Annotated in this window: 25 protein-coding genes and 1 tRNA gene; 10 read left to right on the top strand and 16 right to left on the bottom strand. The window is 70.2% G+C overall.

Annotated features, from left to right (window positions below):
• Positions 1-56: 56 nt before the first annotated feature.
• Positions 57-854 carry a hypothetical protein gene (locus tag AC07BS_RS10760; RefSeq protein ID WP_478644848.1) on the bottom strand — a complete coding sequence of 266 codons (798 nt, stop codon included), beginning with the start codon at positions 852-854 and terminating at the stop codon, positions 57-59.
• A 47-nt stretch (positions 855-901) separates the two neighbouring features.
• On the opposite strand from AC07BS_RS10760, the gene AC07BS_RS10755 reads away from it, so the two are divergent.
• Positions 902-1,090: a DUF5703 family protein gene (locus AC07BS_RS10755; RefSeq protein ID WP_478644846.1), complete on the top strand. Its 189-nt coding sequence runs from the start codon at positions 902-904 to the stop codon at positions 1,088-1,090.
• A 160-nt stretch (positions 1,091-1,250) separates the two neighbouring features.
• On the opposite strand, the gene AC07BS_RS10750 is transcribed toward AC07BS_RS10755, so the two are convergent.
• The 3 genes from AC07BS_RS10750 to AC07BS_RS10740 all read right to left on the bottom strand — a co-directional run bounded on the left by AC07BS_RS10750 (position 1,251) and on the right by AC07BS_RS10740 (position 3,997).
• Positions 1,251-2,093 carry a chaplin gene (locus AC07BS_RS10750; protein ID WP_478931433.1) on the bottom strand — a complete coding sequence of 281 codons (843 nt, stop codon included), beginning with the start codon at positions 2,091-2,093 and terminating at the stop codon, positions 1,251-1,253.
• 163 nt (positions 2,094-2,256) lie between these two features.
• Entirely contained in the window at positions 2,257-2,490 is a 234-nt protein-coding gene (locus tag AC07BS_RS10745; protein WP_478644842.1) for a chaplin, read from the bottom strand.
• A gap of 163 nt (positions 2,491-2,653) precedes the next feature.
• Entirely contained in the window at positions 2,654-3,997 is a 1,344-nt protein-coding gene (locus AC07BS_RS10740; protein WP_478644841.1) for a M20/M25/M40 family metallo-hydrolase, read from the bottom strand.
• A 231-nt stretch (positions 3,998-4,228) separates the two neighbouring features.
• Between AC07BS_RS10740 and AC07BS_RS10735 the strand changes: the two genes are divergently transcribed.
• Positions 4,229-4,316 (top strand) — tRNA-Leu (locus tag AC07BS_RS10735).
• An 88-nt stretch (positions 4,317-4,404) separates the two neighbouring features.
• Here the strand turns inward: AC07BS_RS10735 and AC07BS_RS10730 are convergent.
• Both AC07BS_RS10730 and AC07BS_RS10725 read right to left on the bottom strand, forming a co-directional pair.
• The gene (locus AC07BS_RS10730) at positions 4,405-5,682 is read right to left on the bottom strand and encodes a tyrosine-type recombinase/integrase (RefSeq protein WP_478931430.1); all 1,278 of its coding nucleotides are present in this window, start codon (positions 5,680-5,682) and stop codon (positions 4,405-4,407) included.
• Between the two features lie 32 nt (positions 5,683-5,714).
• Entirely contained in the window at positions 5,715-6,281 is a 567-nt protein-coding gene (locus AC07BS_RS10725) for a hypothetical protein (protein ID WP_478931429.1), read from the bottom strand.
• A gap of 135 nt (positions 6,282-6,416) precedes the next feature.
• Between AC07BS_RS10725 and AC07BS_RS10720 the strand changes: the two genes are divergently transcribed.
• From AC07BS_RS10720 to AC07BS_RS10710, 3 genes are all read left to right on the top strand, one after another.
• A complete protein-coding gene (locus AC07BS_RS10720; RefSeq protein ID WP_478931427.1) occupies positions 6,417-6,599 on the top strand; it encodes a helix-turn-helix domain-containing protein in 183 nt (60 codons plus the stop codon).
• A 117-nt stretch (positions 6,600-6,716) separates the two neighbouring features.
• Positions 6,717-7,106, top strand: a complete 390-nt coding sequence (locus tag AC07BS_RS10715; RefSeq protein WP_478931425.1) for a hypothetical protein — start codon at positions 6,717-6,719, stop codon at positions 7,104-7,106.
• Between the two features lie 1,175 nt (positions 7,107-8,281).
• Positions 8,282-9,115, top strand: a complete 834-nt coding sequence (locus AC07BS_RS10710) for a recombinase family protein (RefSeq protein WP_478931423.1) — start codon at positions 8,282-8,284, stop codon at positions 9,113-9,115.
• Positions 9,116-9,136: 21 nt separating this feature from the next.
• On the opposite strand, the gene AC07BS_RS10705 is transcribed toward AC07BS_RS10710, so the two are convergent.
• The 8 genes from AC07BS_RS10705 to corA all read right to left on the bottom strand — a co-directional run bounded on the left by AC07BS_RS10705 (position 9,137) and on the right by corA (position 15,777).
• Positions 9,137-9,991 carry a hypothetical protein gene (locus AC07BS_RS10705; protein ID WP_478931421.1) on the bottom strand — a complete coding sequence of 285 codons (855 nt, stop codon included), beginning with the start codon at positions 9,989-9,991 and terminating at the stop codon, positions 9,137-9,139.
• A complete protein-coding gene (locus AC07BS_RS10700; RefSeq protein WP_478931420.1) occupies positions 9,972-10,877 on the bottom strand; it encodes an aldo/keto reductase in 906 nt (301 codons plus the stop codon). The genes AC07BS_RS10705 and AC07BS_RS10700 overlap by 20 nt, the downstream gene beginning before the upstream one ends.
• Entirely contained in the window at positions 10,874-12,061 is a 1,188-nt protein-coding gene (locus tag AC07BS_RS10695) for a cupin domain-containing protein (protein ID WP_478931418.1), read from the bottom strand. Before AC07BS_RS10695 ends, AC07BS_RS10700 begins: the two co-directional genes overlap by 4 nt.
• A gap of 14 nt (positions 12,062-12,075) precedes the next feature.
• The gene (locus tag AC07BS_RS10690) at positions 12,076-12,213 is read right to left on the bottom strand and encodes a hypothetical protein (protein ID WP_169748831.1); all 138 of its coding nucleotides are present in this window, start codon (positions 12,211-12,213) and stop codon (positions 12,076-12,078) included.
• Between the two features lie 552 nt (positions 12,214-12,765).
• On the bottom strand, positions 12,766-13,599 hold the full coding sequence (locus AC07BS_RS10685) for a helix-turn-helix domain-containing protein (protein ID WP_478931417.1): 834 nt from the start codon (positions 13,597-13,599) through the stop codon (positions 12,766-12,768).
• On the bottom strand, positions 13,596-14,108 hold the full coding sequence (locus AC07BS_RS10680) for a DUF6879 family protein (RefSeq protein WP_478931416.1): 513 nt from the start codon (positions 14,106-14,108) through the stop codon (positions 13,596-13,598). The genes AC07BS_RS10685 and AC07BS_RS10680 overlap by 4 nt, the downstream gene beginning before the upstream one ends.
• Positions 14,092-14,301, bottom strand: coding sequence for a hypothetical protein (locus tag AC07BS_RS10675; RefSeq protein WP_478931415.1), 210 nt, complete (start codon positions 14,299-14,301; stop codon positions 14,092-14,094). The genes AC07BS_RS10680 and AC07BS_RS10675 overlap by 17 nt, the downstream gene beginning before the upstream one ends.
• Positions 14,302-14,784: 483 nt before the next feature.
• Positions 14,785-15,777, bottom strand: coding sequence for a magnesium/cobalt transporter CorA (gene corA / locus AC07BS_RS10670; protein ID WP_478644840.1), 993 nt, complete (start codon positions 15,775-15,777; stop codon positions 14,785-14,787).
• Positions 15,778-15,843: 66 nt separating this feature from the next.
• On the opposite strand from corA, the gene AC07BS_RS10665 reads away from it, so the two are divergent.
• The 5 genes from AC07BS_RS10665 (at position 15,844) to AC07BS_RS10645 (ending at position 21,905) form a co-directional block, all read left to right on the top strand.
• Complete coding sequence (locus tag AC07BS_RS10665; protein WP_478931413.1) at positions 15,844-16,542, top strand: histidine phosphatase family protein; 699 nt, start codon at positions 15,844-15,846, stop codon at positions 16,540-16,542.
• A gap of 102 nt (positions 16,543-16,644) precedes the next feature.
• Positions 16,645-17,235: a DUF3090 domain-containing protein gene (locus AC07BS_RS10660; protein ID WP_478644836.1), complete on the top strand. Its 591-nt coding sequence runs from the start codon at positions 16,645-16,647 to the stop codon at positions 17,233-17,235.
• Entirely contained in the window at positions 17,199-18,029 is an 831-nt protein-coding gene (locus AC07BS_RS10655) for an SCO1664 family protein (protein WP_478644835.1), read from the top strand. Before AC07BS_RS10660 ends, AC07BS_RS10655 begins: the two co-directional genes overlap by 37 nt.
• Positions 18,030-18,193: 164 nt before the next feature.
• Positions 18,194-19,423 carry a cysteine--1-D-myo-inosityl 2-amino-2-deoxy-alpha-D-glucopyranoside ligase gene (gene mshC, locus AC07BS_RS10650; protein WP_478644834.1) on the top strand — a complete coding sequence of 410 codons (1,230 nt, stop codon included), beginning with the start codon at positions 18,194-18,196 and terminating at the stop codon, positions 19,421-19,423.
• 172 nt (positions 19,424-19,595) lie between these two features.
• Complete coding sequence (locus AC07BS_RS10645; protein WP_478931410.1) at positions 19,596-21,905, top strand: glycoside hydrolase family 31 protein; 2,310 nt, start codon at positions 19,596-19,598, stop codon at positions 21,903-21,905.
• A gap of 21 nt (positions 21,906-21,926) precedes the next feature.
• Here AC07BS_RS10645 and AC07BS_RS10640 read toward each other — a convergent pair whose 3' ends face one another.
• On the bottom strand, positions 21,927-22,274 hold the full coding sequence (locus AC07BS_RS10640) for a peptidase inhibitor family I36 protein (RefSeq protein ID WP_478644830.1): 348 nt from the start codon (positions 22,272-22,274) through the stop codon (positions 21,927-21,929).
• 118 nt (positions 22,275-22,392) lie between these two features.
• The gene (metH, locus tag AC07BS_RS10635) at positions 22,393-25,899 is read right to left on the bottom strand and encodes a methionine synthase (protein ID WP_478644827.1); all 3,507 of its coding nucleotides are present in this window, start codon (positions 25,897-25,899) and stop codon (positions 22,393-22,395) included.
• Positions 25,900-25,968: the final 69 nt, after the last annotated feature.

Below are 25,968 nucleotides of genomic sequence, written 5' to 3'. Positions count from 1 at the left end.
CCGAGCACGCGACCGATCCCGGGGGCCGCGGCCCCCGGGATCGGTCGCCGGCGGGGTCACCGCCCGGCGCGTGCGCCCCGGGCGCCGGGGCCACCGTCCCCGCGGTCCTCCTCGTCGGTGTCCTCGCCCTCGTCGGAGTCCTCGTCGCCGTCCTCGTCGAGGTCCAGACCGTCGTCGAGGTCCTCGTCGTCACCGTCGTCGGAGTCGTCGGGCTCGTCGCCGAGCCCCCGCTCCTCGTCGAAGACGGCGCTGACGTCGAAGCGGCAGACCACCCGCTGGGTGTCGGGCTGGTCGAAGGGCGCGGAGAGCCACTCGCCGGGCTCGGCGGGGTCGTCGGCCGCGGCCACCCACAGGGTGGAGTCGCCCTCCTCCAGGCCGAACTCCTTGTGGCGGGAGGCGATCTCGTCCGGCTCGTACTCGCCGAAGAGCACGCCCAGGGCGGTGTGCACGCTGGTCCCGGCGCCGCCCGGGCCGCCCTGCGCGGCCCCCGTGTCCTCGGCGTCGGGGTCGAGGTCGGTGACGCGCCGGGCCTGGGCGAGCAGTCGATGGGGCTCGACCACGGAGTAGTCCCTGCGGATCAGCACGCTGAGCGCGCTGGGTTCCTCGGGCCCGGTGTAGGCGGGCAGGGTGTCGTCCCCGGGGATCTCGAAGGGGGTGACCTCGTCGTAGACGTCGTAGAGCAGTTCGTCGTAGGCCTCGGCTGTCGCGGCCAGCTCGTTGAACGCGGCGTAAACGGCCGGGTCGTCCTCCCCCGAACGGCGTTCGACGGCCTCGAGGTGGCGGTCCAGAGCGGCTTTGACCGCCTCGGCGGCGGCCCGTACCTCGGCAGCGGTTGGCTGCGCAGCATCAGACATAGTGCAGACGCTATCCGCACCGGGGCCGTTCCCGCACAATAGATGCGATGCCGGAATACGAATTCTGTGATGTGTATGTGCCCCGGGGTGTCTCCCGGAAGGCCGCCACGCGACTGCTGACCGACCACGCCGAGTACGGACACTGGGAGTTGGACCGACTACGCCTCTATCCCGACGGCAGCCGCAAGGCGCGGCTGCGGCGCCGGATCATCCGCCAGATCAGGGCCACCTGGTGACCTGACGGCCCAACGGTCCCCCGGACGGCTCAGTGGATCCACGGGCGGGCCCGGCGGATCCGCCCGTGGATCCACGGGCGGTGCGACGGCTCCATGCCCGGAAACGCCGGAAGGCGGGTCCCGCGACCGCGGGACCCGCTCCCCGTGTGCTCAGCCGGGCTCAGCCCTGGGCGCCGCGCGCACGGCGGTAGAGCATGGCACCGCCGAGCAGCAGGCCCGCGCTGGCCGCGCCGGCCGCGCCGAGCTGGCCCGCGCCGGTGTGCGCGAGCTCGGCGGCCTGCTGGGCCACCGTCGCCGGGCGGTGCTCGGAGATCGCCGAGGCGGGAGGCATGTGGGCGTCCTTGACCTCCATGGCCGGCTTGGTGGCCGGGTGGTCGCCGGGCGTGCCCGGGTGACCGGCCGGCTGGCCGGGGTGGTCGGCCGGCTTGTGACCGGGCTTCTCCTCGCCGGGCTTGCCGTGGTGGCCGCCGGGCGTGCCCTCGTGACCGCCGGGGTGGCCGGGCTTGTCGCCGTGCGGCGGCTTGTGGCCGTGGTCGTGACCGCGGTCGTGACCGTGACCCTGCGGGCCGTCGCCGTCGTTCACACAGGTGTTGCCGGTGGCGGGGTTGCCGATGCCGGCGACGTTGACGCTGTTGCCGCACGCGTTGACCGGGATGCTCACCGGGATCTGCGCGGTGTTGCCGGAGGCCACGCCGGGCGAGTCGGAGCTCCGGCCGTCCGCCTGCGGACCGCCCCGGTGCCCGTCGTGCCCGTGGCCGCCGCCGTTGGCGCACCGGTTGCCCGTGGCGGGGTTGAGCAGGCCGACCACGTTGACGGTGTTGCCGCACGCGTTCACCGGCACGTGCACCGGAACCTGGACGGTGTTGCCGGACGCCACGCCCGGGGAGTGGCTGGCCGAGCCCTTGGCGCCCGAGTCGGCCATGGCGTAACCGCCGGTGACAGCCGCGATGACCCCACTCGCCGCCGCTGCCGTGATCAGGCCCTTCTTGGTGACCTGTCGCATTTCGTCTTGCCCCTTTGCTGCTTTTTGCCATGCGGAATGCGCGAGGGCGTTGTTCTGCGCCCGAACGCGGAAAGCTCCGGGTCGAAAGCCGGGTGGCTCCGGTGCACATGGCATGTGCCCCGGAGCCACCCGGCCTCAACCCTTCACGGGATGAAGCGCAACGTCACTTGTTGACGCAGACGTTGCCCGCGGCGGGGTTGAGCAGCCCGACGACGTTGATCGTGTTGCCGCACACGTTCACCGGCACGTGGACCGGGACCTGAATGACGTTGCCCGAGACGACGCCGGGAGAGCCCACGGCAGTGCCCTCGGCACCTCCGCTGGCGGCGGCGACGCCGGCACCCGCGAGGACGAGACCACTGGTGGCAGCCGCAGCAGCGACGACCTTCTTGAGCATTGTTTCCTCCTTGTTGGCAATGCGGTCCCAGCCGCGGACCGCACACCTGTAACGACGAGGAGGTAATAGGGCTACGTAACCGTGTCGGCGTTCACTCTTTCCGGTTAAGAAGGGGCCGAATATGTACGGTCTGTCGCACATTCAGGAACAGAGGGTCCGGGACTCAGCACGCGTCGAGGAACCGGTCGAGCACGCGTACCCCGAATTTCAGGCCGTCGACCGGCACCCGCTCGTCGACGCCGTGGAACATCCCCGCGAAGTCCAGCTCCGGGGGCAGCTTCAGCGGCGCGAAGCCGAAGCAGCGGATTCCCAGGTCGTCGAAGGACTTGGCGTCGGTGCCGCCGGAGAGCATGTACGGCACGGCGCGGGCGATCGGGTCCTCGGCCCGCAGCGCCGACTGCATGGCCGCCACGAGGTCGCCGTCGAAGCCGGTCTCCAGGGCCTTGTCCGCGTGCACGTCCTCGCGCCGGACCCGCGGGCCCAGGATGCGGTCCAGGTCGGCCAGGAACTCCTCCTCGTAGCCCGGCAGGAACCGGCCGTCCACGTGCGCCGTGGCCTGCCCCGGGATCACGTTGACCTTGTAGCCCGCGCCGAGCATGGTGGGGGCCGCGGTGTTGCGCAGCGTGGTGCCGATCATCTTGGCGATGCCGCCGAGCTTGGCGAGCGTCGCCTCCATGTCCTCGGGGTCGAGCGGGGTGCCGAGCGCGTCCGAGAGCTCGTCGAGGAAGGACCGCACGGTCTTGGTGACCCGGACGGGGAACTCGTGCCGGCCCAGCCGCGCGACCGCCTCGCACAGCTCGGTGATGGCGTTGTCCTTGTTGGTCATCGACCCGTGGCCGGCCGTGCCGTCCACGGTGAGCCGCATCCAGTGCATGCCCTTCTGCGCCGTCTCGACCAGGTACAGCCGCAGGTTCTCGTTGACGGTGAACGAGAAGCCGCCCACCTCGCCGATGGCCTCGGTGACGCCCTCGAACAGCTCCGGGTGCCGGTCGACCAGGTAGCGGGCGCCATAGGTGCCGCCCGCCTCCTCGTCGGCCAGGAAGGCCAGCACGATGTCGCGCTCCGGGCGGCGGCCCGAGCGCAGCCGGTCGCGGACGACCGCGAGGGTCATCGCGTCCATGTCCTTCATGTCGACGGCGCCGCGCCCCCACAGGCACCCGTCCGCGATCTCGCCCGCGAAGGGGTGGTGGGTCCAGTCGCCGGCGTCGGCGGGCACCACGTCGGTGTGGCCGTGGATGAGCAGGGCGGGCCGGGACGGGTCCGTGCCCTCGATGCGGGCCACGGTGGAGGCCCGGCCCTTGTGCGACTCGATGATCCGCGGTTCGAGCCCCACCTCGGCGAGCTTCTCGGCCACGTACTCGGCGGCCAGGCGCTCGCCGGGCCCGGAGTGGTCGCCGTAGTTGCTGGTGTCGATCCGGATCAGATCGCGGCAGAGGTCGACCACCTCGTCCTCGCCGCTCCCGACGCTCCTGCCCGGGCCGCTGGTGGCCGGCTGCGACTCGCTCACGCTGCCTCCTCGTCGTCGTGCGCCGGCCGGCCGGCGCACGCGGGCGCGGCCTCCGGCGGGTACCCCGCCATCCTGCCTCGCGGTGTTCCCGCAGCCCAAGGCCGCAATGCCGCCGACACGCCCCCGCAACGACCACGGCGGCCCGCGTCCGGCCGGGTGATCGAGCACCCCCGGATGTTTGCTATTGTTTTCCATGTCGCCGCGGGGAACACCGCGAACGACAGACACCTTGTCCGGGTGGCGGAATGGCAGACGCGCTAGCTTGAGGTGCTAGTGCCCTTTATCGGGCGTGGGGGTTCAAGTCCCCCCTCGGACACCAGCAGAGACCCCAGTTGATCTGGGGTTTTTCTGTTTCTCCGGCTGTGGCGTGACCAACCACGTGACCAACAGCCGAGCGAACTTCCTGGTCAGACCAGGGATGACAGGCCGAGGCGGCTGGCGCTCGAAGCGGCCAGCTTCTTCGCTCCCTCAGCGCGACGTCTGCCGTACCGCGCCATGGTGTAGCCCGGCGAGTGGTGCCGGGCGTTGGCCGAGACCTCTACCGGGTTCTCGTGATTGTCGAGATCGTTCGTGATCTTCGACGCCCGCCAGTCGTGCAGTCGGAAGTTCTCCGGCAGGTGCAGACGGTTGCGTGCCGTCCGCCAGCGGGCCGACACCTTCTCGGGGTCCTGCGGTCCGCCTGCCTCGCCCCGGTACAGCTTGAAGCCGTCTCGGGCGAACACGAGGTCATGGTCCACCCAGAGATCCCCGAGGCGTTCCCGCTCCGCGTCCTGGCGTTCCTTCTGCCACTTGAGGACGTTCATCAGGGCTTGGTCTACGTAGATGATCGCATTGTCGTCTCCGTCCTTGGTGAGCTTGCGCAGCCGGTAGGTGTTGCCTTCCTCAACTACGACCCAGGCCAGTTCGATGGCGCACTCATCCCAGTGGATGAGCGACCACTTCCACCCCAGCACTTCGCTGCGGCGGCATGAGGTGGCCGCGTAGGCGGTCCACAGCGGGGCGTCCCGGAGGCAGTGGTGAGTCAGCCCGCCGTCACAGGCCCGGTTGCCGCACGGCTTCCAGATGTCCGCCAGGAACCCCCGCGTCTCGTGATCGTTGAGCGTGGGGAAGTCCGGCTGTGCCGCCTTGATCTGCCGTTCCGTGGGCGGGTTGGCAGTGTGGGCCGGGTTGACCGTGAGGAGCTTCCTCGGTCCGGTCACCGAGTCCAGCGCCGCCGAGATGATGTTGTGTATGTGGCGGACGCTCTTGGGGCCGAGCGGCTTGTTGCCGTTTGCCTCGATGGGCGTGGCCTCCAGGAGGCGGTACAGCTCGTCAAGCCGCTCGTCCGTCACCTCCACCACCTTGACCTTGCCTATGTGCGGCTTGATGTGCAGCCGGATCTTCGGCTCGTATCCCTCCCTCGTGGTGTCCTCGCCCCGGTGCTTGGCAAGCCACCCGTCCATGAGCTGGGCCATGGTCATGTCGGAGCGGGGCGTGAGGGTGCCTGCCTCGTGGTCGGTGTGCCACTTGCGCAGCGCCCGTTCCGCCTCGGTCTTGTTCTTGTACTCCCGGCCTATCCAGTAGCGCCCCCTCTTGCCCGTCGCCGGGTTGAAGTGCAGGGGCGTGCGCACGCCCCAGGTGTTCGGTCGGCCCGTGCGCGGGATCTCCACCGGAGTCCCGCCGAGCCCGTTGCCGCGCTTTGCCACCCGGCTAGTTCCCCCTCGCTCTGTCCCAGCCGCTACGGCTGTCGTTCCTGTTCGGCATCGATCCCCTTCAGCGTTTCGACTGCCTTGTCCGTGAGCTGTCCGCCGGCCTTGCCTTCGACCTTGGTCAGGAATCCCCGCTGACGCGCCGCCCGGAGGTGACCCTTCAAGGTGGCCTGCTTGGTGTCGGTCAGCTCTTCCAGCAGCGGGACCGGTGCCCGGTGACCGAGATCGACCGCTCTCACATAGAGCGACGAGAGAACGGCCAGGTACTCATCCGTCAGTCGGCCAGGCAGATCCTTGAGAACGCTCGCGAGTGCGTAGATCTCGGCCGCCGCGACCTTCTCCCGGTTCCTCTCCTTCGCCTTCTCGGAAGTGGGCACAGCCGTGTTGATCTGCCGGAGCACCGTGCTCGTGATTCCACGCGCGATCTCCTGCGGATCACCGTCAGGCGCTGGCTCGATCGCGATTTCAAGAGGGCCGCCGCTATCGATGTGGCCAGCAGGCCGGTACATGGTCACGTTCCATGATCCGATCCGCTGAACAACAGCTAGGCCCAGGCGGAACGGCTCGCCTTCGGGCTCTGTCTCTTCACTGGTCATGGGGGGAACCTACGGGAACGCGCCAGACCAGGCAAGTCCAGACGTGACGCAACCGGCTTTGACTGAACCGGACTGTTAGCGCAGGATGGGCAGCCCGAGGGGAACCCGCCCCTCCGCTAATTGAGGAGCCGTCCTTTGCAGAACACCCGCCTGATGAGCGTCACCGACCTGGCCGAGTACCTGGGCGTGACGCCCGCGTGGGTCTACAACAACCACCGAGCACTCAACATCCCCGCCTGCAAGATCGGCGGTCACCTCCGCTTCCGGCCCGCCGACGTGGACCGCTGGATCGAACGGGACTGCCGGGAAGCCGCCTGACCTGAGACCCAACCCCAAGCCAACCGAAGGGCTGGCCGTGCCTACCAGAAGGGAGCACATGCGAACCACCGACTACCGGCGCTCGTCGCGCCACACATCGAAGGGCACACCCGTTCAATGCGAGAAGGCTTCGGCCCCGGCCTGTACTGGAACAAGCTCTCCAAGAAGGACTGCGAGCGTCTCGCTCGCGAGTCGGACGCCCCGCTGTGGCTCCGCGTCTACTTCGCTGCACAGTGGCGCTTGAACCAGATCGGACACGCCGAGTTCCAGTCCGGCGAACTGGCCGGGTTGCTGGCGAAGAAGGGCGGCAAGTCCCTCGGTGAGGGCAGCGTGTCCAACGCCATCGCCAGGGCCAAAGAGAAGGGGCTCATCAACGACGAGTCCAACGCCCGTTGCCTGGTGCTCTCGCATCACCACGCCCGCACAGAGAAGGGCAGCCAGTCTTGCAGCCAGCACAATGCCCGCGTCTGGCGCCCAAGGATGACTGCCTCTTCACGTGAGACGTGAGGCTTCCTCACGGCGGACGTGAAGGCAAACAGCATCTGACCTGCGAAGTCCTTCGTTCCCTCTTATATCTAGTAAGGGAAGTCCAGAGTCTTGCCATGAGCGGCCCCCGTCGGGGCCGACAGAGCGAAGCTACTTACGTACGTACGTCAACGGCGAGACGTACAGGAGCAAGCCGAGGGGTCTACGTCATGAGCGGCCCCGAAGGGGGCCGACCTCGTGGAGCCACTTACGTGCAGCGGCGAAGGGAAGCGTGGGCGCGCAGCGCCCCCATGGGTGAAGACCCAACGGCGAAGGCGTGAGCAGAGAGGGCGGCCATTCTGCCGCTCAAACCGAAGCCACTTACGTACTTACATGCAGCGGCGAAGAGGTGAGTAGCAGGGGGCGGCCTCCGGCCGCACAGCCGGAAGCCACTTCGACACAGCGGCCCCGACAGGGGCCGACATCAGGAAGACCAGGAAGCTAGCCAGGTGGGGCGCTACCGCGCCCCCACGACGAGAAGCTCCTTCGGGCTTACAGCAAGGGGAGTGGGCCGCTTACGCGGCCACAGAGCGAAGCCACTTACACCAAGCCTCGTAAGGCTTCATTCTCGTGCAGGCTCCGAGTGCCGGCCAGGCTAGGCGCAGCGCTCCCACCTGCAACTTCCTCGCCGCTGCCTACCTTCGCCGCCGCCCTGACGAGGTCTGGAACCGTGGCAGGATCTGAGCTGCTAAGACATGGCGGTCGCCGCTTTCGTGTTCAGGGGGTCATACCCCCACCCCTTCGCCGTCGCCTTCACCTTGGACAGTGCCAGCACCTTGCCCTTCCCTTCGCCGTTGGAAGGCTCCACCTTGCGGCATGACAGGGGAACGGCTGTACGGTCTTGTGCTCGGCCGACAGGCCACACGCCTCCGAGGTGACGAGAGCCATGCGACAGGCTGTCAGGCGGGCGCACAGCGCCTTGCCATGGCTGGCAGTCAGAACAGACGGCAAGCCATGACAGGGCGCCCCACTGTCCGAGGTGGTGAGCACGAGCACCAGGACCACGGGCAGGGCGTCTCATAAACCTTCGATAGTGAGACGATCCGCCAGCGTTCGGACCGTGTCCGTTTCGCCCTCGCTCCAGCGTCTCGAAACCCGTCTCGAAAGCTTCGTCTCATGATTGTCTTTCGAGACACGTTTATGAGACGATCTCGATCATGACCACGAACACCCCGGCCGATCAGGTCGAGCGTCACCCCTGCCCGAAGTGCGAAGCCCCCGCCGGTAGCCCCTGCCGTACGGGAGCGGGCAAGGTGGCAGCGAACTACCACACGGGGCGCTTCGCGCTCGTGCCATCTCTGAAGGCGGAACTCACGGTGAAGACCCCGGCAGACCGCAACCCGGGTAAGCGGTGGGTGCAAGGTGAGCCCGTGCCCGTGGTGGCCGAAGCCGTACCGGGCGCAGCGATACGACTGGCCTACGCGAGATGCTCAACGGTTGGGCAAGACCTCCAGTCCCAGTTGGACATCCTTGCCCGAGCGAACTGCACCCGCGTCTTCTCCGAGAAGATCAGTACCCGTGTGAAGGAGCGGCCGGAATTGGAGAAGGCGTTGGCCCTGGCGCGGGACATCAAGACAGCCGCGCCGAACCAACCGGTGATCCTCACCGTGGTTGAGATGAAGCGCCTTGCCCGCAACGCGGCAGAACTCATGACGTTGTCCTCCACCCTGCAAGCGGATGGCATCCAACTGGAACTCCTCTCCGGTCCCTTGCAGGGGGTCTACGACCCGAACGGGGCGGGCGCCATTGTGTTCGCCGTCCTGGCCGTGGCCGCCGAGGTGGAGCGGGAAGGCATCCGGGAGAAGACGTTGGAGGGGCTGGACACTGCGGCCCGCAAGGGCAACCACGGTGGACGCCCCTCCGTCGTGGACGACGACAAGCTAGCCGTAGCACGTGCCCGGCACGCCAAGGGGGAGAGCGTCACGGCCATCGCCAAGGCGCTGGGAATCTCTCGGGCAACCTTGTACCGGCACATCGGTGAGAGCGCCTGAGACAGGCGCACAGGGGCGCAGTCAGGCGCTCACCTCGGAGTGCACCGGGACGGGTGGGCGCACTCCGGTGAGCGCCTCTGCACGGGCCACGAGGTGGGGTGCAAGGTCGGGGTACCAGCCACGGGCTACGGCTTGCAGCATCTCGGCCAGGGCCGCGAGTTCCCCGATTCGGCCGGCGGGGGTATCGAGGATCGGTGCGAACTCCTTGCGGATGCGGGCGGCTACGTCGGGAACGAGGAGGCTATTGGCGTGGAGGAGTCCAGCGTCGTAACCGAAGGGCACCCGGCCCCACCGTTCCCAGTCCAGCAGGCACAGGGGTGCGGCGGTGAGGTTGCCCCAGTGCAGGTCACCGTGACCGGTCACCCGCTCCACCTTGGTGGGGGCAGGGATGCCGAGGAACTGGGGGAAGGCTCGTTCGATCCACCCGTCCCGCACGGTTGCCTTCACTCCCTCCGCTTCAGCGAGGAGGGTCAGGGCTTGGCGAAGGTCCGCCCACCACTCATCCGGCAACCCGGGGTCGTGGTCGATGTCGGCCCGGTCCGGGGACACGATGGGTTGCGTGAGGTAGTCCAGGACTTCCGACTCGAAGGCCCACTCGCCGTCAGTCCAGTCATGCACCGCGTACAGGTGGGGGCGGGGCACGCCGTCAGGCACCAGCTCCGAGGCGCCGACGACGCCTTCCCCCGCCTTCCTGCCCGCGTTCCTCTTGGCCGTCCGGCTGACCCGTAGCCACCGGTCTCCCGCTCGGCGTCCGAGAGTGACACCGAGGAAGCCCCACGCCAGCGGCCCCGTGCAGGTGAGGCCCAGTGCCTTGGCCGTCCGGTCGTGGGCGGCCTCCATCAGGGCCTGTACCTCCTCATTCACCGGCGAGTTCATCCGTCACCCTCCTGAGTTCCTGGGCCGTCAGCGGCGCAGCCAGAGCCTTGGCCACATCGTCCCAGTGCTCGCGGGTGCTCGCGGAGGTCAGGACGACATCGAGGCCGGGGCACGAGCCAGCGGCCAGCAGGGCAGCGGCTGCGGCCGACAGGCCGGGGCGGATGAGGTTCACCAGTCCGGGTGTCATGGCGTCGAGAAGTTCGCCCCCGTGCAGGGGAGCGGAGCCGAACGTGATCAGCCCCGCGTCCTTCGCCTGTACCAGTGGTCCGCCGCCGTTCAGGGACTGTGTGATCGGGGCATCCATGATCAGGCTGACGGGCATCTGCAAGCCCGTGAAGTGGTGCTCGGCGGAACCGGCCGCCTGACGGGCGAGCGTGAGCAACTCGGGGACGCTGAACGCTCCGGAGGTCAGGCCCGACCAGGTGGCGACGCCGTACCCGCCGATCCTGCCCGCATGGGCGAACTCTTCCAGCGCCGTGAAGGCTTCCCGTATACGCCCGTGCAGAACGGCACGGTCAATGCCGTGCCCGTGGTGCTCCGGGTTGTGCACGAACACCAGGTCCACGCGCCCGAGCGCGGCCAACGACCGCCCCGTCTGCCAACGGACGAAGCCCCGTTCAAGGCTGTGCCTACCGGCCGCCCCTTCCCGGGTGAGCACTCCCTCAGCCAGGGCGGTACGGCCCTGCTCCTCCGTGAAGAACCCCGTCTTCGTGGCTACCCGAACGGTCGGGTACTCCGCGAGCACCGGGCGCAGCTCCTCATGCGCCCGACCATGGGCGTAGTTGGGTGCCGTGTCCACCCAGGGACTACCGGCGGCCAGGGCGGTGCGTGCCGCCTGACTGACGGCACGCACGCGGTATGTCCCCAGGCAGAGCGCGGCGGTCACAGCACCGTCCCCACGACTGCGACGGCGTGGCCGTCGATGAGGACGGAGACCAATTCGGCCACCTCCTTGACCTCCAGCCCGGCGGAGTCGGCGAGTTCGCCCAGCGTGGTCGGCTGGTTGGTCAGCAGCGTGCCCAGCGCGGGAGCGGCGGACTCGGCGAAGTCCCACGCGGTACCGGCCGCCGAGAAGGTGACTGTGCCCTGTTCGCGGTCCGCCGTCAGGCGGCCCCTCGGAGTGGTGAGCTTGACCGTGATGTCCCGCTGGGCGGGGAGTCCGCCCACGTAGGGCAGGGACGGAATCGCGTGACCCAGGTCCGTCGTGTCGATCGACTCTGCCCACCGTTCCACGAGGCGGGGGTCCGCCATCATGTCGGCCACCTCACGGCGTACGGCGTCGATGAAGTCCGACTGTTCCGCCAGCGAGCCGAAGCGCGGGATGTCCCTGCGCAGCGCGAGGGACGCCCGGAGCTGATCGACGACCCACAGCATCAGGTCAGCGCCCGTGTGCGGGACCATGCCGAACGTCAGGTGAAGGGATTCCGTCCCCTGGTCAGCGGTGACCGCGTGCCACCAACCGCGCGGCAGGTAGAGCACGTCACCCGGGGACAGAACGAGATCCGCCATCGGGTCGCCCTCCGGCTCCTCCGGCGACTCCACGTCCCGGAAGGTGGGCGCCTCACGGGTCATCCCCCACAGGCGCCACCGCTTCGAGCCGTGCAGTTGGACCACCACCACATCGTGGTCATCCCAGTGCCGGCCGAAGCCCTCCCGCTCGGTCCACGAGGCGTACACGTTGGCCTGCACGGAAGTTCCGAGGAAGCGTTCCAGCCCCTCAGCAGCCGCCCCCACAGCGGGGTGGATCTTCTCCACGGCATCGAGCACCAGCGACGCCCCGTCTCTGAGCTGGGCGTGGAAGTCGGACGGTTGGATACGGGACCAGGTGACCGCTCGGCGGTTCGTGGTCGGGATCGCGTAGCGGTGGAGCGGGACCATCTCGCCGTCGACCGACAGGCGCAGCCGGGGCGGCTCCAGCCGCTGAGTGGCAATGATCCGGTTCAGGTCGTCCCAGGAGAACAGGCCCGCCGTGTCGGCGGCTCCGAGGAAGTGCGCGTAAGAGCGGTGGTACGTCCGGGCGAGGAACGTGTCCCCGCCCAGACGCCCCGCCCACGAGGCTGCATCAAGCACCGTGGGCGCTCCCGTCAGTCGTTGCCGTCGGAACGGCCACTGCTGACGTCAGACTCCTGCTCGGCACGGGTGCGTGCGGCCACGATCTTCCGCTTCGCGACGAGCAGGCCACCCCCCTCGGGGGCCACCGAAGTGGTGTTCTCTTCCACCATCGGACTACCTCTCTTCTCGGGAACTCCCACCGGGAATCCGGCGGGAAGCATCAGGGACAGCGGCCAATGCGGTTACCAAAGAGCCACGGCGAGAACCAGGGCACAGCCGCCGAGGATCGCGGCCAGGTAGAGCGGCCCCGCGTACCGGCCAAAGTGGCGCAGCACCCAGTGGCCCAAGCGACGCATCACGTCGCCTTCGGCTCCACCGCCACGGGGCGAAGAGCACTGGCAGGCAACGAACTGCGACCCGTGCACCGAGGGCACCCGCACGGCGGGTACTTGGTCGGCGAACCCAGGATCACCGCATTGCGCGGCTCCACCTGCACCTCACGAACCGGGCCGTACGTCCGGCCGCCGTCGTACGACACCCGCAGAGTCATGCGCCCCGTCACGAGCGCACACCACCATCAGGGCCGAACGCCCGCCGGTACTCCAACCCCCGACCTCCGCCGTAACGCACCCGCTCTTCGTTTCGCTCGGTCGCTGTCATGGGGGAAATCATTGGCCCAGAAAGCGGCGGCTGTGTAGTTCTTTCCCGTCATGGACTAAAGATCATGAACGGCAGGCGGCAGCCCACTCCGTCAACAAGGCTCGTGCTTCGGCCCCGAACAGCGCGTACCCCTCCAGCGTCGAGAACAGTTCCAAATGCATTTCGATGTCGCGCGGATCTCTCAGGATCACGACTCCGGTGGTGTTCTCCACAGTGGCCAGGGTGTTGTCGTAGACAGTGAAGGTGTCCATCGGAGCCATGGGCTTATAGCCCGCGATTGGGATGACACCGAGCTTCACATTCGGCAGGTGGGTCAATGAGGCTAGCCGGTCAATCTGCATCGCCATCGCGGCCGGGGGCAGGAGTGGCCACCTCACGGCCTGTTCGGTGAGGATGAAGGTGAACCGCTTCTTCGTGTCGTAAAGAACCTCCTGCCGCTCCAGCTTCCTCGCGATCGTCTTAGTGGCATCAGCCGGTGAATGGGCAAGGCTGGCCCGGATGTACTCAGGGGTGGACAGCAGTCCCGTAATCATCGAGAGCAGGAAGAAACGGAACTCAGTAGAGGAGGATTCGAGCGCGGCAAGTTCGGTCTGCTTCTTTTCCAGTCCTCTGCGGCGCAGCGAGCGCAGGTCTTGCCACTCGGTATTGGCCAGCCTCGCGAGGGCAATGACCTCCTCGATGACCTCGGGCGGAGCAACGACAGCCCGGAGGATTCTCTCCAGGTCTAGCAGGCTCGGTTGCGCTTTCCCGTTCTCGATCCGACTGATCTTCGATTGGGACATGTTGCAACGCCGAGCGAGCCGGTCCCCAGTGAGGCCGGCTCGCTTGCGTAGTTCTTTCAGCAGGGCGGCCAATTCTTGCTTCGGCTGCCCCAACTGTTCAGGGTCGAACGTCACCCGCTCACGTACTCCAGGAATGGAACCGACTCAGCAATGGCAATCCGCTTCCACTGCCGATACGGCTCAGGATCGCCCTCGTACAGTTCCCGGTTTATCTGCGTCCCGTCCGCCCGGTAGTTCATCAGGACCACCTTGGACTCATCGAACATCCAGAAGTCCTGATCCGGAAGCCCCGGGTTCGCTCGATCGGTGAGGTCGAGAATGCGGATATCCTCGCCCGCCTTCACGTGGTGCCGGTAGTAATACTCGAACTCGAACCGGAGGTAATCCGAGAGCGGGCGAGTCACGACGTGCACCCTGCCGACACTCTTCCCTTCCGAGGCCCATTGCCGAACTTCGTCCATCCAGGCCGACGTGTAGTCGTCCGGGGATTTCTCCCCGGCGAGGAAGCGCTTCAGCTTCTCCGCTTCCTGGGGCATGGTGTAGACGGGCAGTGTTTCCAGCCGCCACGCCTCATGCTCCATGGAATCGAAGCAGTCATTCCACGCGTCACCATCCAAGCGCACGGAATGCCTCCCTGAGAACCGCCTCCGGGATTTCCACGAGCCCTTCCCCGGAGGGCGGGGCGAAGGCGTTGGACACGTCGCCCTGCACGACGAACGATCCCGTGGCCGTGCGGTACACGTTCGGGCAGTCCTTCTCTCCGCACTCGCCGTTGCCGTTGCCCGTGAGCCGGGTGAGTGCCGAACGTTCGGACATGCCAAACCCCCTTGCTCTGGCCCCGTTTGGGCCGCCTGCCCAACGACAGTAGAGGGGGTGGCGCTACGCGTCCATGCGCGAACGCGACTATGCGTGTCCTTGCATAAACAGGTCCCCAACCGCCCCGGCCACCCCCGGTACGCGGTCACGTACGCGCCCGTGCAGACTAGGCGTAGCCCCGTGGCGCGGTCCGGGAAGCCTGACCAGGGACGGACGCCTCGGAGGAGGGTTGGTCACGTGACCAACGCATGACCAACAGGGGCCCGAGAGGGCCTGAAACAGCAGGAAAGAACAGGAGAAACGCCCGCCGAAATCAAGCCTGTCGACGGGCATTTCCCCAGGTCAGAGCGGTTGGGGGCTGGTGCCCGAGAGGAGAGTTCAAGTCCCCCCTCGGACACATAGAGCGAGAACCCCGGCCCTGCCGGGGTTCTCGTGTTTTCGCCCGCGATCCCCGCGGAGCCGGCGCCTCGGAGCCGGGGTCCTTCAGAGCCAGCCGCGTCGTTTGAAGAGCCGGTGGAGGCCGAGGACGATGCCCGCCATCAGCAGGAGCACCGCGGGGTAGCCCCAGGCCTGGTGGAGCTCGGGCATGTGGTCGAAGTTCATGCCGTAGACGCCCGCGACCATGGTCGGGACGGCCGCCATCGCCGCCCAGGCGGAGATCTTGCGCATGTCGTCGTTCTGCTGGACGCCCATCTGGGCCAGGTGCGCGGACAGGATGTCCGTCAGCAGGCGGTCCAGGCCGTCGACGGACTCGTTGGCGCGGGTCAGGTGGTCGCTCACGTCGCGGAAGAAGGGGCGGGCGCGGTCGTCGACGAAGGGCAGGCCGGCCGACGCCAGGCGGGTCACCGGGTCGGTGAGCGGGACGGTGGCCCGGCGGAACTCCACCACCTGGCGTTTGAACGAGTAGATCCGCGACGCCGTGTGCCGGGTGTCGCCGCCCAGCGGGGCGAAGACGTCGGTCTCCAGGTCGTCCAGGTCCGCCTGGAGCATCGACGCCACCTCGGTGTACTGGTCGACGACCTCGTCGCACACCGCGTAGAGCACCGCCGTCGGGCCGTGCGCGAGGAGCTCCGGGTCCTGCTCCAGGCGCTGCCGGACGCGGCTCAGCGGGCTGGCCCCGCCGTGCCGGACGGTCACCACGAAGGCGTCGCCGAGGAAGAGCATCAGCTCGCCCGTGGTGAGGATGTCCGCGTCGTCGTCGTACGCGACCGGCTTGAGCACCGCGAAGAGCGAGTCCTCGTACACCTCCAGCTTGGGCCGCTGGTGTGCCTTGAGGGCGTCCTCCACGGCCAGCGGGTGCAGCGCGAACTCGGAGGCGACCAGCGCGAACTCCGTCTCGCCGGGCTCGTGCAGCCCGATCCAGACGAAGGCGTCGCCCGCGGCGCGCGCCGCGTCCAGCGCGTCGGAGAAGTCGGCGGGCCCCTCCGTGCGGTGCCCGTCCCGGTAGATGGCGCAGTCCACGATCACGTCCGGCATTCTTCCCCGTCCGCTGTACCGGCGGTAGCCGCTCCACGCCGCGTGCGGCGTCGTACGCTGGCTGCCATGCCCACGCTGATCCTGGTCCGGCACGGCCGGTCCACCGCCAACACCGCGGGAGTGCTCGCCGGCCGGACCCCCGGCGTGGCGCTGGACGAGCGCGGCGCGGCCCAGGCCGCGGCGCTGCCGGCCCGGCTGGCCGGCGTGCCGCTGGCCGCCGTGGTCACCAGCCCCCTGCGGCGCTGCCGCGAGACCGTCGCACCGCTGCTCGCCGCCCGCCCCGGGCTGCCCTCGTACACCGACGAGCGCGTCGGCGAGTGCGACTACGGCGACTGGTCGGGCCGCAAGCTCGGCGAGCTGGCCGACGAGCCCCTGTGGGAGACGGTCCAGCGCCACCCCTCCGCCGCCGCCTTCCCCGGCGGGGAGTCCCTCCGTGCCGTCCAGGCGCGCACCGTGGACGCCGTACGGGAGTGGAACGAGCGGATCGAACGCGAACACGGCGCGGACGCCGTCTATCTGATCTGCACCCACGGCGACCCGATCAAGGCCGTGGTCGCCGACGCCCTCGGACTGCACCTCGACCACTTCCAGCGGATCACCGCCGACCCCTGCTCGGTCACCGCCGTCCGCTACACCCCGCTGCGCCCCTACCTGCTGCGCCTGGGCGACACCGGCGACCTCGCCGGGCTCGCGCCGGCGCCGGAGGGCCGTGAGGAGGGCCACAGCGGGGACGCGGCCGTGGGCGGCGGCGCGGGAGCCCCGTGATCGACGCGCGCAGTAGGGTGGTGACGCGGGGCGGTCCTCAGGGCCCGCGGTCCCGCACCCGGAACAGTCAATTCCGACCACCGAACCCAATGGAGCAGGACGTTGTCCCGTCAGGTGTTCCTCTATGACCCGCCGGACCGCTTCGTCGCCGGTACGGTCGGGCTGCCGGGCCGCCGCACATTCTTCCTCCAGGCCACCGCCGGCGGCCGGACCACCAGCGTCGCCCTGGAGAAGGCCCAGGTGGAGGCGCTCGCCGAGCGCATCGACGAATTGCTGGACGAGGTGGTCCGGCGCACCGGCGGCAGCGCCCCGGTGCCCGCCGTGGCCCCCGTGGAGTTCGCCGACACCGCCCCCCTGGAGACCCCCGTCGAGGAGGAGTTCAGGGTCGGCACCATGGCCCTGGCCTGGGACGGCGACGGCCAGCGCATGGTCGTCGAGGCCCAGGCCCTGGTCGAGCTGGAGGCGGACACCGACGAGGACCTCGCCGAGGCCGAGGAACGGCTGCTGCAGGACGAGCTGAACGGCCCGCCGATGCTGCGGGTGCGGCTGACCGGAACCATGGCCCGGGCCTTCGCCAAGCGCGCCCTGGAAGTCGTCAACGCCGGCCGGCCCCCGTGCCCGCTGTGCAGCCTGCCGCTCGACCCGGAAGGACACGTATGTCCGCGCCAGAACGGATACCGCCGCGGAGCCTGACGCCGCACGAGCTCCTGGCCCGGGGTGAGCTGACGGTGCGTGGGCGGATCCACGAGGCCTCCAACGCCGTGCTCTACTGCACCGTCGAGCACGAGGGCGTGAGCGCCGCCTGCGTCTACAAGCCGGTCGCGGGGGAGCGCCCGCTGTGGGACTTCCCCGACGGCACCCTCGCCCAGCGCGAGGTGGCCGCCTACGAGCTGTCCGAGGCCATGGGGTGGGGCCTCGTCCCGCCCACCGTGCTGCGCGACGGCCCGTACGGCCCCGGCATGTGCCAGCTGTGGATCGAGGCCACCGAGGAGCCCGGCGCCGAGGACCGGCTGCTGGCCCTGGTCGAGGGCGACGACCCCGGCCCCGGCTGGAAGGCCGTGGGCTACGCCGATGTGGGGGACGACCGCACCGCGCTGCTCGTCCACGCCGACGACGAACGGCTGCGCCGGCTGGCCGTCCTCGACGCGGTGATCAACAACGGTGACCGCAAGGGCGGCCATCTGCTGCCCGCGGCCGACGGGCGGCTCTACGCCATCGACCACGGCGTGACCTTCAACGCGGACGACAAGCTGCGCACCCTGCTGTGGGGCTGGGCGGGCGAGCCGCTGACCGAGGAAGCGCTGGGGGCGCTGCGGCGGCTCTCGGCCGACCTGGACGAGGGGCGGCCGCTGGCGGCACGGCTGGCGGAGCTGATCACCCCGGCGGAGATCGAGGCGCTCCGCGGCCGCGTGGCGGAGCTGCTCCGTACGGGGCGCCACCGCGAGCCGAGCGGGCAGTGGCCGGCGATCCCCTGGCCACCGGTGTAGCGCCACCGGTGTAGCGCCACCGGTATAGGGCCGCCGGTGCAGGGCTGCCGGTGCGGCCCGGACGGGCCGCACGCACATCCGTCCCCTACTGTGCAAGTGCGTGATTTCGGCCAACAGCCGGATCCGGTTCGTATCCGGAAGCCCCGTCCGGTTACGCTCGGGGCATGCATGCCTGGCCCGCTTCTGAGGTTCCCGCCCTGCCCGGCAGTGGCCGCGACCTCCGGATCCACGACACCGCGACCGGTGAGCGAGTGACCCTCGCCCCCGGTCCCGTCGCCCGCATCTACGTGTGCGGCATCACGCCGTACGACGCCACCCACATGGGGCACGCGGCGACCTACAACGCGTTCGACCTCGTGCAGCGCGTGTGGCTCGACACCAAGCGGCAGGTGCACTACGTCCAGAACGTCACCGACGTCGACGACCCGCTGCTGGAGCGGGCCGTGCGCGACGGCGAGGACTGGACCGCGCTCGCTGAGCGGGAGACCGCGCTCTTCCGCGAGGACATGACCGCCCTGCGGATGCTCCCGCCCCGCCACTACGTGGGCGCCGTGGAGTCGATACCGAAGATCGTCCCCCTGGTGGAGCGGCTGCGCGACGCCGGTGCCGCCTACGAGCTCGACGGCGACATCTACTTCTCCGTCGCCTCCGACCCCGCCTTCGGCAGTGTCTCCCGCCTCGACGCCGAGGCCATGCGCCTGCTCTCGGCCGAGCGCGGCGGCGACCCCGAGCGCCCCGGCAAGAAGAACCCCGTCGACCCCATGCTGTGGATGGCCGCCCGCCCGGGCGAGCCCAGCTGGGACGGGGGCTCCCTCGGCCGCGGCCGCCCCGGCTGGCACATCGAGTGCGTCGCCATCGCCCTGGAGCACCTGGGCATGGGCTTCGACGTGCAGGGCGGCGGCTCCGACCTGATCTTCCCGCACCACGAGATGGGCGCCTCCCACGCCCAGGCGCTCACCGGCGAGCACCCCTTCGCCCAGGCGTACGTCCACGCCGGCATGGTCGCCCTGGACGGCGAGAAGATGTCCAAGTCCAAGGGCAACCTCGTCTTCGTCTCCGCGCTGCGCCGCGAGGGCGTGGACCCGGCCGCCATCCGGCTCGCGCTGCTGGCCCACCACTACCGCGCCGACTGGGAGTGGACCGACGCGGTCCTCACCGAGGCCGTGGAGCGCGTCGGCCGCTGGCGCGCCGCCGTCTCCCGTCCCGACGGCCCGTCCGCCGACGCGCTGGTGGAGGAGATCCGCGAGGCCCTCGCCGACGACCTCGACGCCCCGGCCGCGCTCGCCGCGGTCGACCGCTGGGCGGCCCTCCAGGCCGCCGAGGGCGGTACGGACGAGGGGGCGCCGGGCCTGGTGTCCCGCGCCGTGGACGCGCTGCTGGGCGTGGCCCTCTGACGCGCTGACCCGACCGGCCCCAGGGGGCGCCGCCCGCGGACCGCGCGGGGGCGCCCCCTTTCCCGTACGCGGGCCCCCTTTCCCGTACGCGGGGCCCGGCGCGCGACAAGTCCACGGACGCCGCACACCCGTCCATGGCGGCGGCCCCGCCGCCTGCGCTAGGCACGCCGTCATGAGCGTGAACACGCGAACACGAACGCGAACACGAACGCGGGCACGACGACTGAGAGCGGCGGTCGCCGGTGCGCTCCTGGGCGTGCTGGCGACCATGGCCGGCCCGGTGGACGCGGCCCGCGCCACGGGCCCGGCCGCCGACCCGGACGGGACCACCGTGGGCGACGTCACCGGCTTCTCCACCGCCGGCCCCGTCTTCCACCTCCGCGCCGGGCGGACGGCCGTACGGGTCCGCTTCGTCACGGCCGAATCGTTCCGGCTGGAGCTCGCGCCGGACGGCACGTTCACCGACCCCACGGGCAAGGACATCGTCCAGCGGCAGGGACCGCCCCCGCCGACCCACTGGCGCGAACGGCCCGACCGCTACGAGCTGAGCACCCCGGCGATCACCCTGCGCGCGTACAGGAGCCCGCTGCGCTTCGCCCTCCACCGCGCCGACGGGTCGCTGCTGTGGGCCGAGACCAAGGGCCTGACCTGGACCGGCGACCGCACCACCCAGACCCTCGCGCGCGGCGCCGGCGAGCAGTTCTACGGCGCCGGGATGCAGAACGGGCGCGGCAACACCTCGCACCGGGGGAAGACGGTCGAGGTCGGCGTCGACTACGACTGGAACGACGGCGGGCACCCGAACTCGGTGCCCTTCTACCTCTCGTCGGCCGGCTACGGCGTCTACCGCAACACCTGGGCACCCAACACCTACGCCTTCGCCGACCCGGTGACCGCGACCGCCCGCGAGCGCCGCTTCGACGCCTACTACTTCGCGGGGAAGACGCCGAAGGACGTCATCGGCCAGTACACGCGCCTGACCGGCAGGCCCTTCCTGCCGCCCGTGTACGGCCTGGAGATCGGCGACTCGGACTGCTACCTGCACAACAGGAACCGCGGCGAGCGGCGCACGCTCGACGCGCTGAAGGTCGCCGACGGCTACGTGGCCCACGACATGCCGCTCGGCTGGATGCTCGTCAACGACGGCTACGGCTGCGGCTACGAGAACCTGCCCGAGGTGAACAAGGGCCTCGGCGACCGCGGGGCGGCCATGGGCCTGTGGACCGAGGACGGTCTCGCGAAACTCGCCGACCAGGTACGGGCCGGGCAGCGTGTCGCCAAGCTGGACGTGGCCTGGGTCGGCGACGGCTACAAGTTCGCCCTCGACGGCTGCGAGGACGCCTACAAGGGCATCGAGGACAACAGCGACGCGCGCGGCTTCACCTGGGCCCCCGAGAGCTGGTCGGGCGCCCAGCGGTGCGGCGTCCAGTGGTCCGGTGACCAGAAGGGCTCGTGGGACTACATCCGCTGGCAGATCCCCACGTACGCCGGCGCCACGATGTCCGGCCTCGCGTACACCACGGGCGACGTGGACGGCATCTTCGGCGGCAGCCCCAGGACGTATGTGCGCGACCTCCAGTGGAAGGCCTTCCTGCCGGCCGTGATGACGATGGACGGCTGGGCACCCGACGACAAACAGCCCTGGCGGTACGGCGAGCCCTACACCTCCATCAACCGGAAGTACCTGAAGCTCAAGGAATCCCTGCTGCCGTACATGTACTCCTACGCGGCCGAGGCCACGCGCACGGGCGTCGGCCCGGTGCGCCCGCTGGCCCTGGAGTACCCGGACGACCCGAAGGCGTCCTCGGACGCGGCGAAGTACGAGTTCCTCACGGGCGAGCACTTCCTGGTGGCCCCGGTCTACCGGGACACGGACGTCCGCGACGGCATCTACCTCCCCAAGGGCACCTGGACCGACTACTGGACGGGCCGCGTGTACGAGGGCCCGGCCACCGTCGACGGCTACCGCGCCCCGCTCGACACCCTGCCGCTGTTCGTGAGGGCGGGGGCGGCCGTCCCGATGTGGCCCGGCATCCGCTCCCACCGGGACCGCGCCCCGGACGCGCCGGTGGCCTGGGACGTCTACCCGGACGGCACCGGAGCGCCCTCGTCGTTCACCCTCTACGAGGACGACGGCGTGACCCGCGCCCACCGCTCGGGCGCCTCCGCGGAGCAGCGGCTGACCGTACGGGCGCCGCGGACCGGCGGGCGCGGGGACGTGACGCTCTCGCTGGGCGCCCTCACCGGCGACTACCGGGGCAGGCCGGCGGCCCGGCCCACGCACTTCGCCGTCCACACCGCCGCGCCGGCCTCCGCCGCGCTCGACGGGCGGCCGCTGCCCCGGCTGGAGTCGGGGGAGGCCTTCGAGCGGGCCGCCGAGGGCTGGTGGTACGACGCGGCGGAACGGGGCGGCGTGGTGCGCGTGAAGACGACGTCCCGTCCGACGGACCGTCCCCTGACGGTGACGCTCCGGGCGGAGTGACCGCCGGCGGGGGAGCGGCCGTCAGCAGGGGCGGGCCGAGCGGGCCTCCAGGCCGAGGCCCGGGTTGTAGGAGCCCGGCTGGATGACGGAGCGCTCGCCCGCGTAGGAGGGGCGGGTGTACAGGCACCAGGGGTGGTTGGTCTGGTTCTTGGCGCTGCGCACGGGCTGGGCGAGGCGGGGCGTGGGGTTCTCCAGCATTCTGGCCGGGCCCCCGGAGCCGGCCTCCGTCCAGGTGCACAGGCCGACGACCGTCGGGCAGATCGGGGCCCGCGCCTCCGCGGCGGCCGCGGACGGCGGCAGCAGTGCCGCCGCCGTCAGGGCCGCCGCGGCGACCGCGGCCCTCGTCGTCTTCCTCAGGGCAGCCCTCACGGCCGTCTCCTCCCTCGCTCCGGCGGTGCGGGCCACCGCCCGGCGGTGGCCTTTCCGCCGGGCGGTGCCGGAAAACGCGGGGAGGGGCGGCCTCACGCGAACGGAGGCATCCCGCCGGCTAGCGGGCGTTGAAGTACTTCGCCTCCGGGTGGTGGATCACGATCGCGTCGGTGGACTGCTCGGGGTGCAGCTGGAACTCCTCCGACAGATGGACGCCGATCCGCTCCGGCCGCAGCAGGTCCGCGATCTTCGCGCGGTCCTCCAGGTCGGGGCAGGCGCCGTAGCCGAGGGAGAAGCGGGCGCCCCGGTACTTGAGGGCGAACATGTCCTCGACGTCCTCGGGGTCCTCCCCGCCGAAGCCCAGCTCGGCGCGCACCCGGGCGTGCCAGTACTCGGCCAGGGCCTCCGCCAGCTGCACGGACAGGCCGTGGAGCTCCAGGTAGTCGCGGTAGGCGTCGGCCTGGAACAGCTTCGCCGTCGCCTCGCCGATGCGGGAGCCGATCGTGACGACCTGGAGGCCGACCACATCCGTCTCGCCCGACTCCTCCGGGCGGAAGAAGTCCGCGAGGCACAGCCGCCGGCCGCGCCGCTGGCGCGGGAAGGTGAAGCGGGTGCGCTCGGTGCCGTCCTCGTGCAGCAGGATGAGGTCGTCGCCCTTGCTGACGCAGGGGAAGTAGCCGTGGACGACGGCCGCCTCCAGCAGGTTGTCCGTGTGGAGCCGGTCGAGCAGGCCGCGCAGCCGCGGCCGGCCCTCGGTCTCCACCAGCTCCTCGTACGTCGGGCCGCCGGCGCGGGCCTGCTTCAGGCCCCACTGACCCTTGAAGAGGGCGCCCTCGTCCAGCCAGGACGCGTAGTCCTTGAGCGGGATGCCCTTGACGACGCGGGTGCCCCAGAAGGGGGGCTCGGGGACGCGGTTGTCGGTCGCGACGTCGGAGCGGACGGCGCCCTCGGGCTCGTCCACCTCCAGGACGGTCGTCTCCCGCTTCGGTACGCGCCGCTGCTTGAGCTCCGGCAGGGCGGCCCCGGGCACCCCGCGCTTGACCGCGACGAGCGCGTCCATCAGGCGGAGGCCCTCGAAGGCGTCCCGGGCGTAGCGCACCTCGCCCTCGTAGATCTCGTGGAGGTCCTGCTCGACGTAGGCCCGGGTGAGGGCGGCGCCGCCGAGGATCACCGGGTAGGTGGCCGCCAGCTTGCGCTGGTTCAGCTCCTCCAGGTTCTCCTTCATGATCACGGTGGACTTCACCAGCAGGCCGGACATGCCGATCACATCGGCCCGGTGCTCCTCGGCGGCCTCGACGATGGCCGAGACCGGCTGCTTGATGCCGAGGTTGACGACGTTGTAGCCGTTGTTGGAGAGGATGATGTCGACGAGGTTCTTGCCGATGTCGTGGACGTCGCCGCGCACCGTGGCCAGCACGATCGTGCCCTTGCCCGCCGCGTCCGACTTCTCCATGTGCGGCTCCAGATAGGCGACCGCGTTCTTCATCACCTCGGCCGACTGGAGCACGAAGGGCAGCTGCATCTGGCCGGAGCCGAAGAGCTCGCCGACGACCTTCATGCCCTCCAGCAGGGTGTCGTTGACGATGTCGAGCGCCGGGCGCTCGGTCAGCGCCTCGTCGAGGTCGGCCTCCAGGCCGTTCCGCTCGCCGTCGACGATGCGCCGGCGCAGCCGCTCCTCCAGCGGCAGGGCGGCCAGCTCCTCGGCCTTCCCGGCCTTCATGGACTTGGTGTCCACGCCCTCGAACAGCTCCAGGAAGCGCTGGAGCGGGTCGTAGCCCTCCCGGCGGCGGTCGTGGATCAAGTCGAGGGCGACCTCGCGCTGCTCCTCGTCCAGCCGGGCGATCGGCAGGATCTTGCTGGCGTGCACGATCGCCGAGTCCAGACCGGCCTGCACGCACTCGTCGAGGAAGACGGAGTTGAGGACCATACGGGCGGCCGGGTTGAGGCCGAAGGAGATGTTGGACAGGCCTAGGGTGGTCTGGACGTCGGGGTGGCGCCGCTTGAGCTCGCGGATCGCCTCGATCGTGGCGATGCCGTCGCGCCGGGACTCCTCCTGGCCGGTGGCGATGGTGAAGGTGAGGCAGTCGACGATGATGTCCGACTCCAGGACGCCCCAGTTGCCGGTGAGGTCGGCGATGAGCCGCTCGGCCACGGCCACCTTGTGCTCGGGGGTGCGGGCCTGGCCGTCCTCGTCGATCGTCAGGGCGATCAGCGCGGCGCCGTGCTCCACGGCCAGCCGGGTGATGCGGGCGAAGCGCGAGTCGGGGCCGTCGCCGTCCTCGTAGTTGACGGAGTTGATCACGGCCCGGCCGCCCAGCTTCTCCAGGCCCGCCTGGATGACGGCGGGCTCGGTGGAGTCCAGGACGATGGGGAGGGTGGAGGCGGTGGCGAAGCGGCCGGCGATCTCCGCCATGTCGGCGACGCCGTCCCGGCCGACGTAGTCGACGCACAGGTCGAGCAGGTGGGCGCCCTCGCGGATCTGGTCGCGGGCCATCTCCACGCAGTCGTCCCAGCGGCCGTCCAGCATGGCCTCGCGGAACTTCTTCGAGCCGTTGGCGTTGGTGCGCTCGCCGATGGCCAGGTACGAGGTGTCCTGCCGGAAGGGCACGGTCTGGTAGAGGGAGGCGGCGCCCGGCTCGGGGCGCGGCCGGCGCTCGCCTGGCGCGAGACCGCGCACCCGCTCCACGACCTGCCGCAGGTGCTCCGGGGTGGTGCCGCAGCAGCCGCCGACGAGGGAGAGCCCGTACTCCCGGACGAACGTCTCGTGGGCGTCGGCCAGCTCGGCGGGCGTGAGCGGGTAGTGGGCGCCGTCCTTGCCGAGGACGGGCAGGCCCGCGTTGGGCATGGCCGAGACGCGGGTGCGGGCGTGCCGGGAGAGGTAGCGCAGGTGCTCGCTCATCTCGGCGGGGCCGGTGGCGCAGTTCAGGCCGATCATGTCGATGCCCAGCGGCTCCAGCGCGGTGAGCGCGGCGCCGATCTCGGAGCCCAGCAGCATCGTGCCGGTGGTCTCCACGGTCACCTGGACCAGCAGCGGGAGATCGGCCCCGGTGGCGGCCATGGCGCGCCGGGCGCCGATGACGGAGGCCTTGGTCTGCAGCAGGTCCTGGGTGGTCTCGACGAGGACGGCGTCGGCGCCGCCGGCGATCAGGCCCTCGACGTTCCGCTGATAGGCGTCGCGCAGGGGGCCGTACGAGGTGTGGCCGAGGGTGGGCAGCTTGGTGCCGGGGCCGACGGAGCCCAGCACCCAGCGGGTGCGGCCGTCGGCGGCGGTGAACTCGTCGGCGACCTCGCGGGCGATGCGGGCGCCGGACTCGGAGAGCTCGTGGATGCGGTGGGCGATGTCGTACTCGCCGAGGGCGGCGAGGTTGGCGCCGAAGGTGTTCGTCTCCACGCAGTCCACGCCCACCGCGAAGTAGGCTTCGTGCACGGAGCGCACGATGTCGGGACGGGTGACGTTGAGGACCTCGTTGCAGCCCTCCAGCTGCTGGAAGTCCTCGAGGCTGGGGTCCTGCGCCTGAAGCATCGTGCCCATCGCCCCGTCGGCCACCACCACACGGGTGGCCAGGGCGTCGCGCAATTGCGCGACTCGGGCGGGCAGAGGGGTCGATGGCGTACGCGAGGCCATGGAAGTGCTCCCGGGTGTGCGACGGCTGTCGGCTTTGCGCCCTCCCTTCAGAGGGCGCACGCCGCAAGC

This window comes from Streptomyces sp. NPDC044063 (assembly GCF_056434285.1).
Note: the sequence above shows the minus strand (reverse complement) of the source record. Positions and strands in the feature narration are given on the sequence as shown.

Bases quoted from the DNA above. Each gene is read 5' to 3' on its own strand.
- AC07BS_RS10760 (WP_478644848.1), bottom strand. From the start codon at position 854: ATGTCTGATGCTGCGCAGCCAACCGCTGCCGAGGTACGGGCCGCCGCC.
- AC07BS_RS10755 (WP_478644846.1), top strand. From the start codon at position 902: ATGCCGGAATACGAATTCTGTGATGTGTATGTGCCCCGGGGTGTCTCC.
- AC07BS_RS10750 (WP_478931433.1), bottom strand. From the start codon at position 2,093: ATGCGACAGGTCACCAAGAAGGGCCTGATCACGGCAGCGGCGGCGAGT.
- AC07BS_RS10745 (WP_478644842.1), bottom strand. From the start codon at position 2,490: ATGCTCAAGAAGGTCGTCGCTGCTGCGGCTGCCACCAGTGGTCTCGTC.
- AC07BS_RS10725 (WP_478931429.1), bottom strand. From the start codon at position 6,281: ATGACCAGTGAAGAGACAGAGCCCGAAGGCGAGCCGTTCCGCCTGGGC.
- AC07BS_RS10715 (WP_478931425.1), top strand. From the start codon at position 6,717: ATGCGAGAAGGCTTCGGCCCCGGCCTGTACTGGAACAAGCTCTCCAAG.
- AC07BS_RS10710 (WP_478931423.1), top strand. From the start codon at position 8,282: ATGACCACGAACACCCCGGCCGATCAGGTCGAGCGTCACCCCTGCCCG.
- AC07BS_RS10705 (WP_478931421.1), bottom strand. From the start codon at position 9,991: ATGAACTCGCCGGTGAATGAGGAGGTACAGGCCCTGATGGAGGCCGCC.
- AC07BS_RS10690 (WP_169748831.1), bottom strand. From the start codon at position 12,213: ATGGTGGAAGAGAACACCACTTCGGTGGCCCCCGAGGGGGGTGGCCTG.
- AC07BS_RS10675 (WP_478931415.1), bottom strand. From the start codon at position 14,301: ATGTCCGAACGTTCGGCACTCACCCGGCTCACGGGCAACGGCAACGGC.
- corA (WP_478644840.1), bottom strand. From the start codon at position 15,777: ATGCCGGACGTGATCGTGGACTGCGCCATCTACCGGGACGGGCACCGC.
- AC07BS_RS10665 (WP_478931413.1), top strand. From the start codon at position 15,844: ATGCCCACGCTGATCCTGGTCCGGCACGGCCGGTCCACCGCCAACACC.
- AC07BS_RS10655 (WP_478644835.1), top strand. From the start codon at position 17,199: ATGTCCGCGCCAGAACGGATACCGCCGCGGAGCCTGACGCCGCACGAG.
- mshC (WP_478644834.1), top strand. From the start codon at position 18,194: ATGCATGCCTGGCCCGCTTCTGAGGTTCCCGCCCTGCCCGGCAGTGGC.
- AC07BS_RS10645 (WP_478931410.1), top strand. From the start codon at position 19,596: ATGAGCGTGAACACGCGAACACGAACGCGAACACGAACGCGGGCACGA.
- metH (WP_478644827.1), bottom strand. From the start codon at position 25,899: ATGGCCTCGCGTACGCCATCGACCCCTCTGCCCGCCCGAGTCGCGCAA.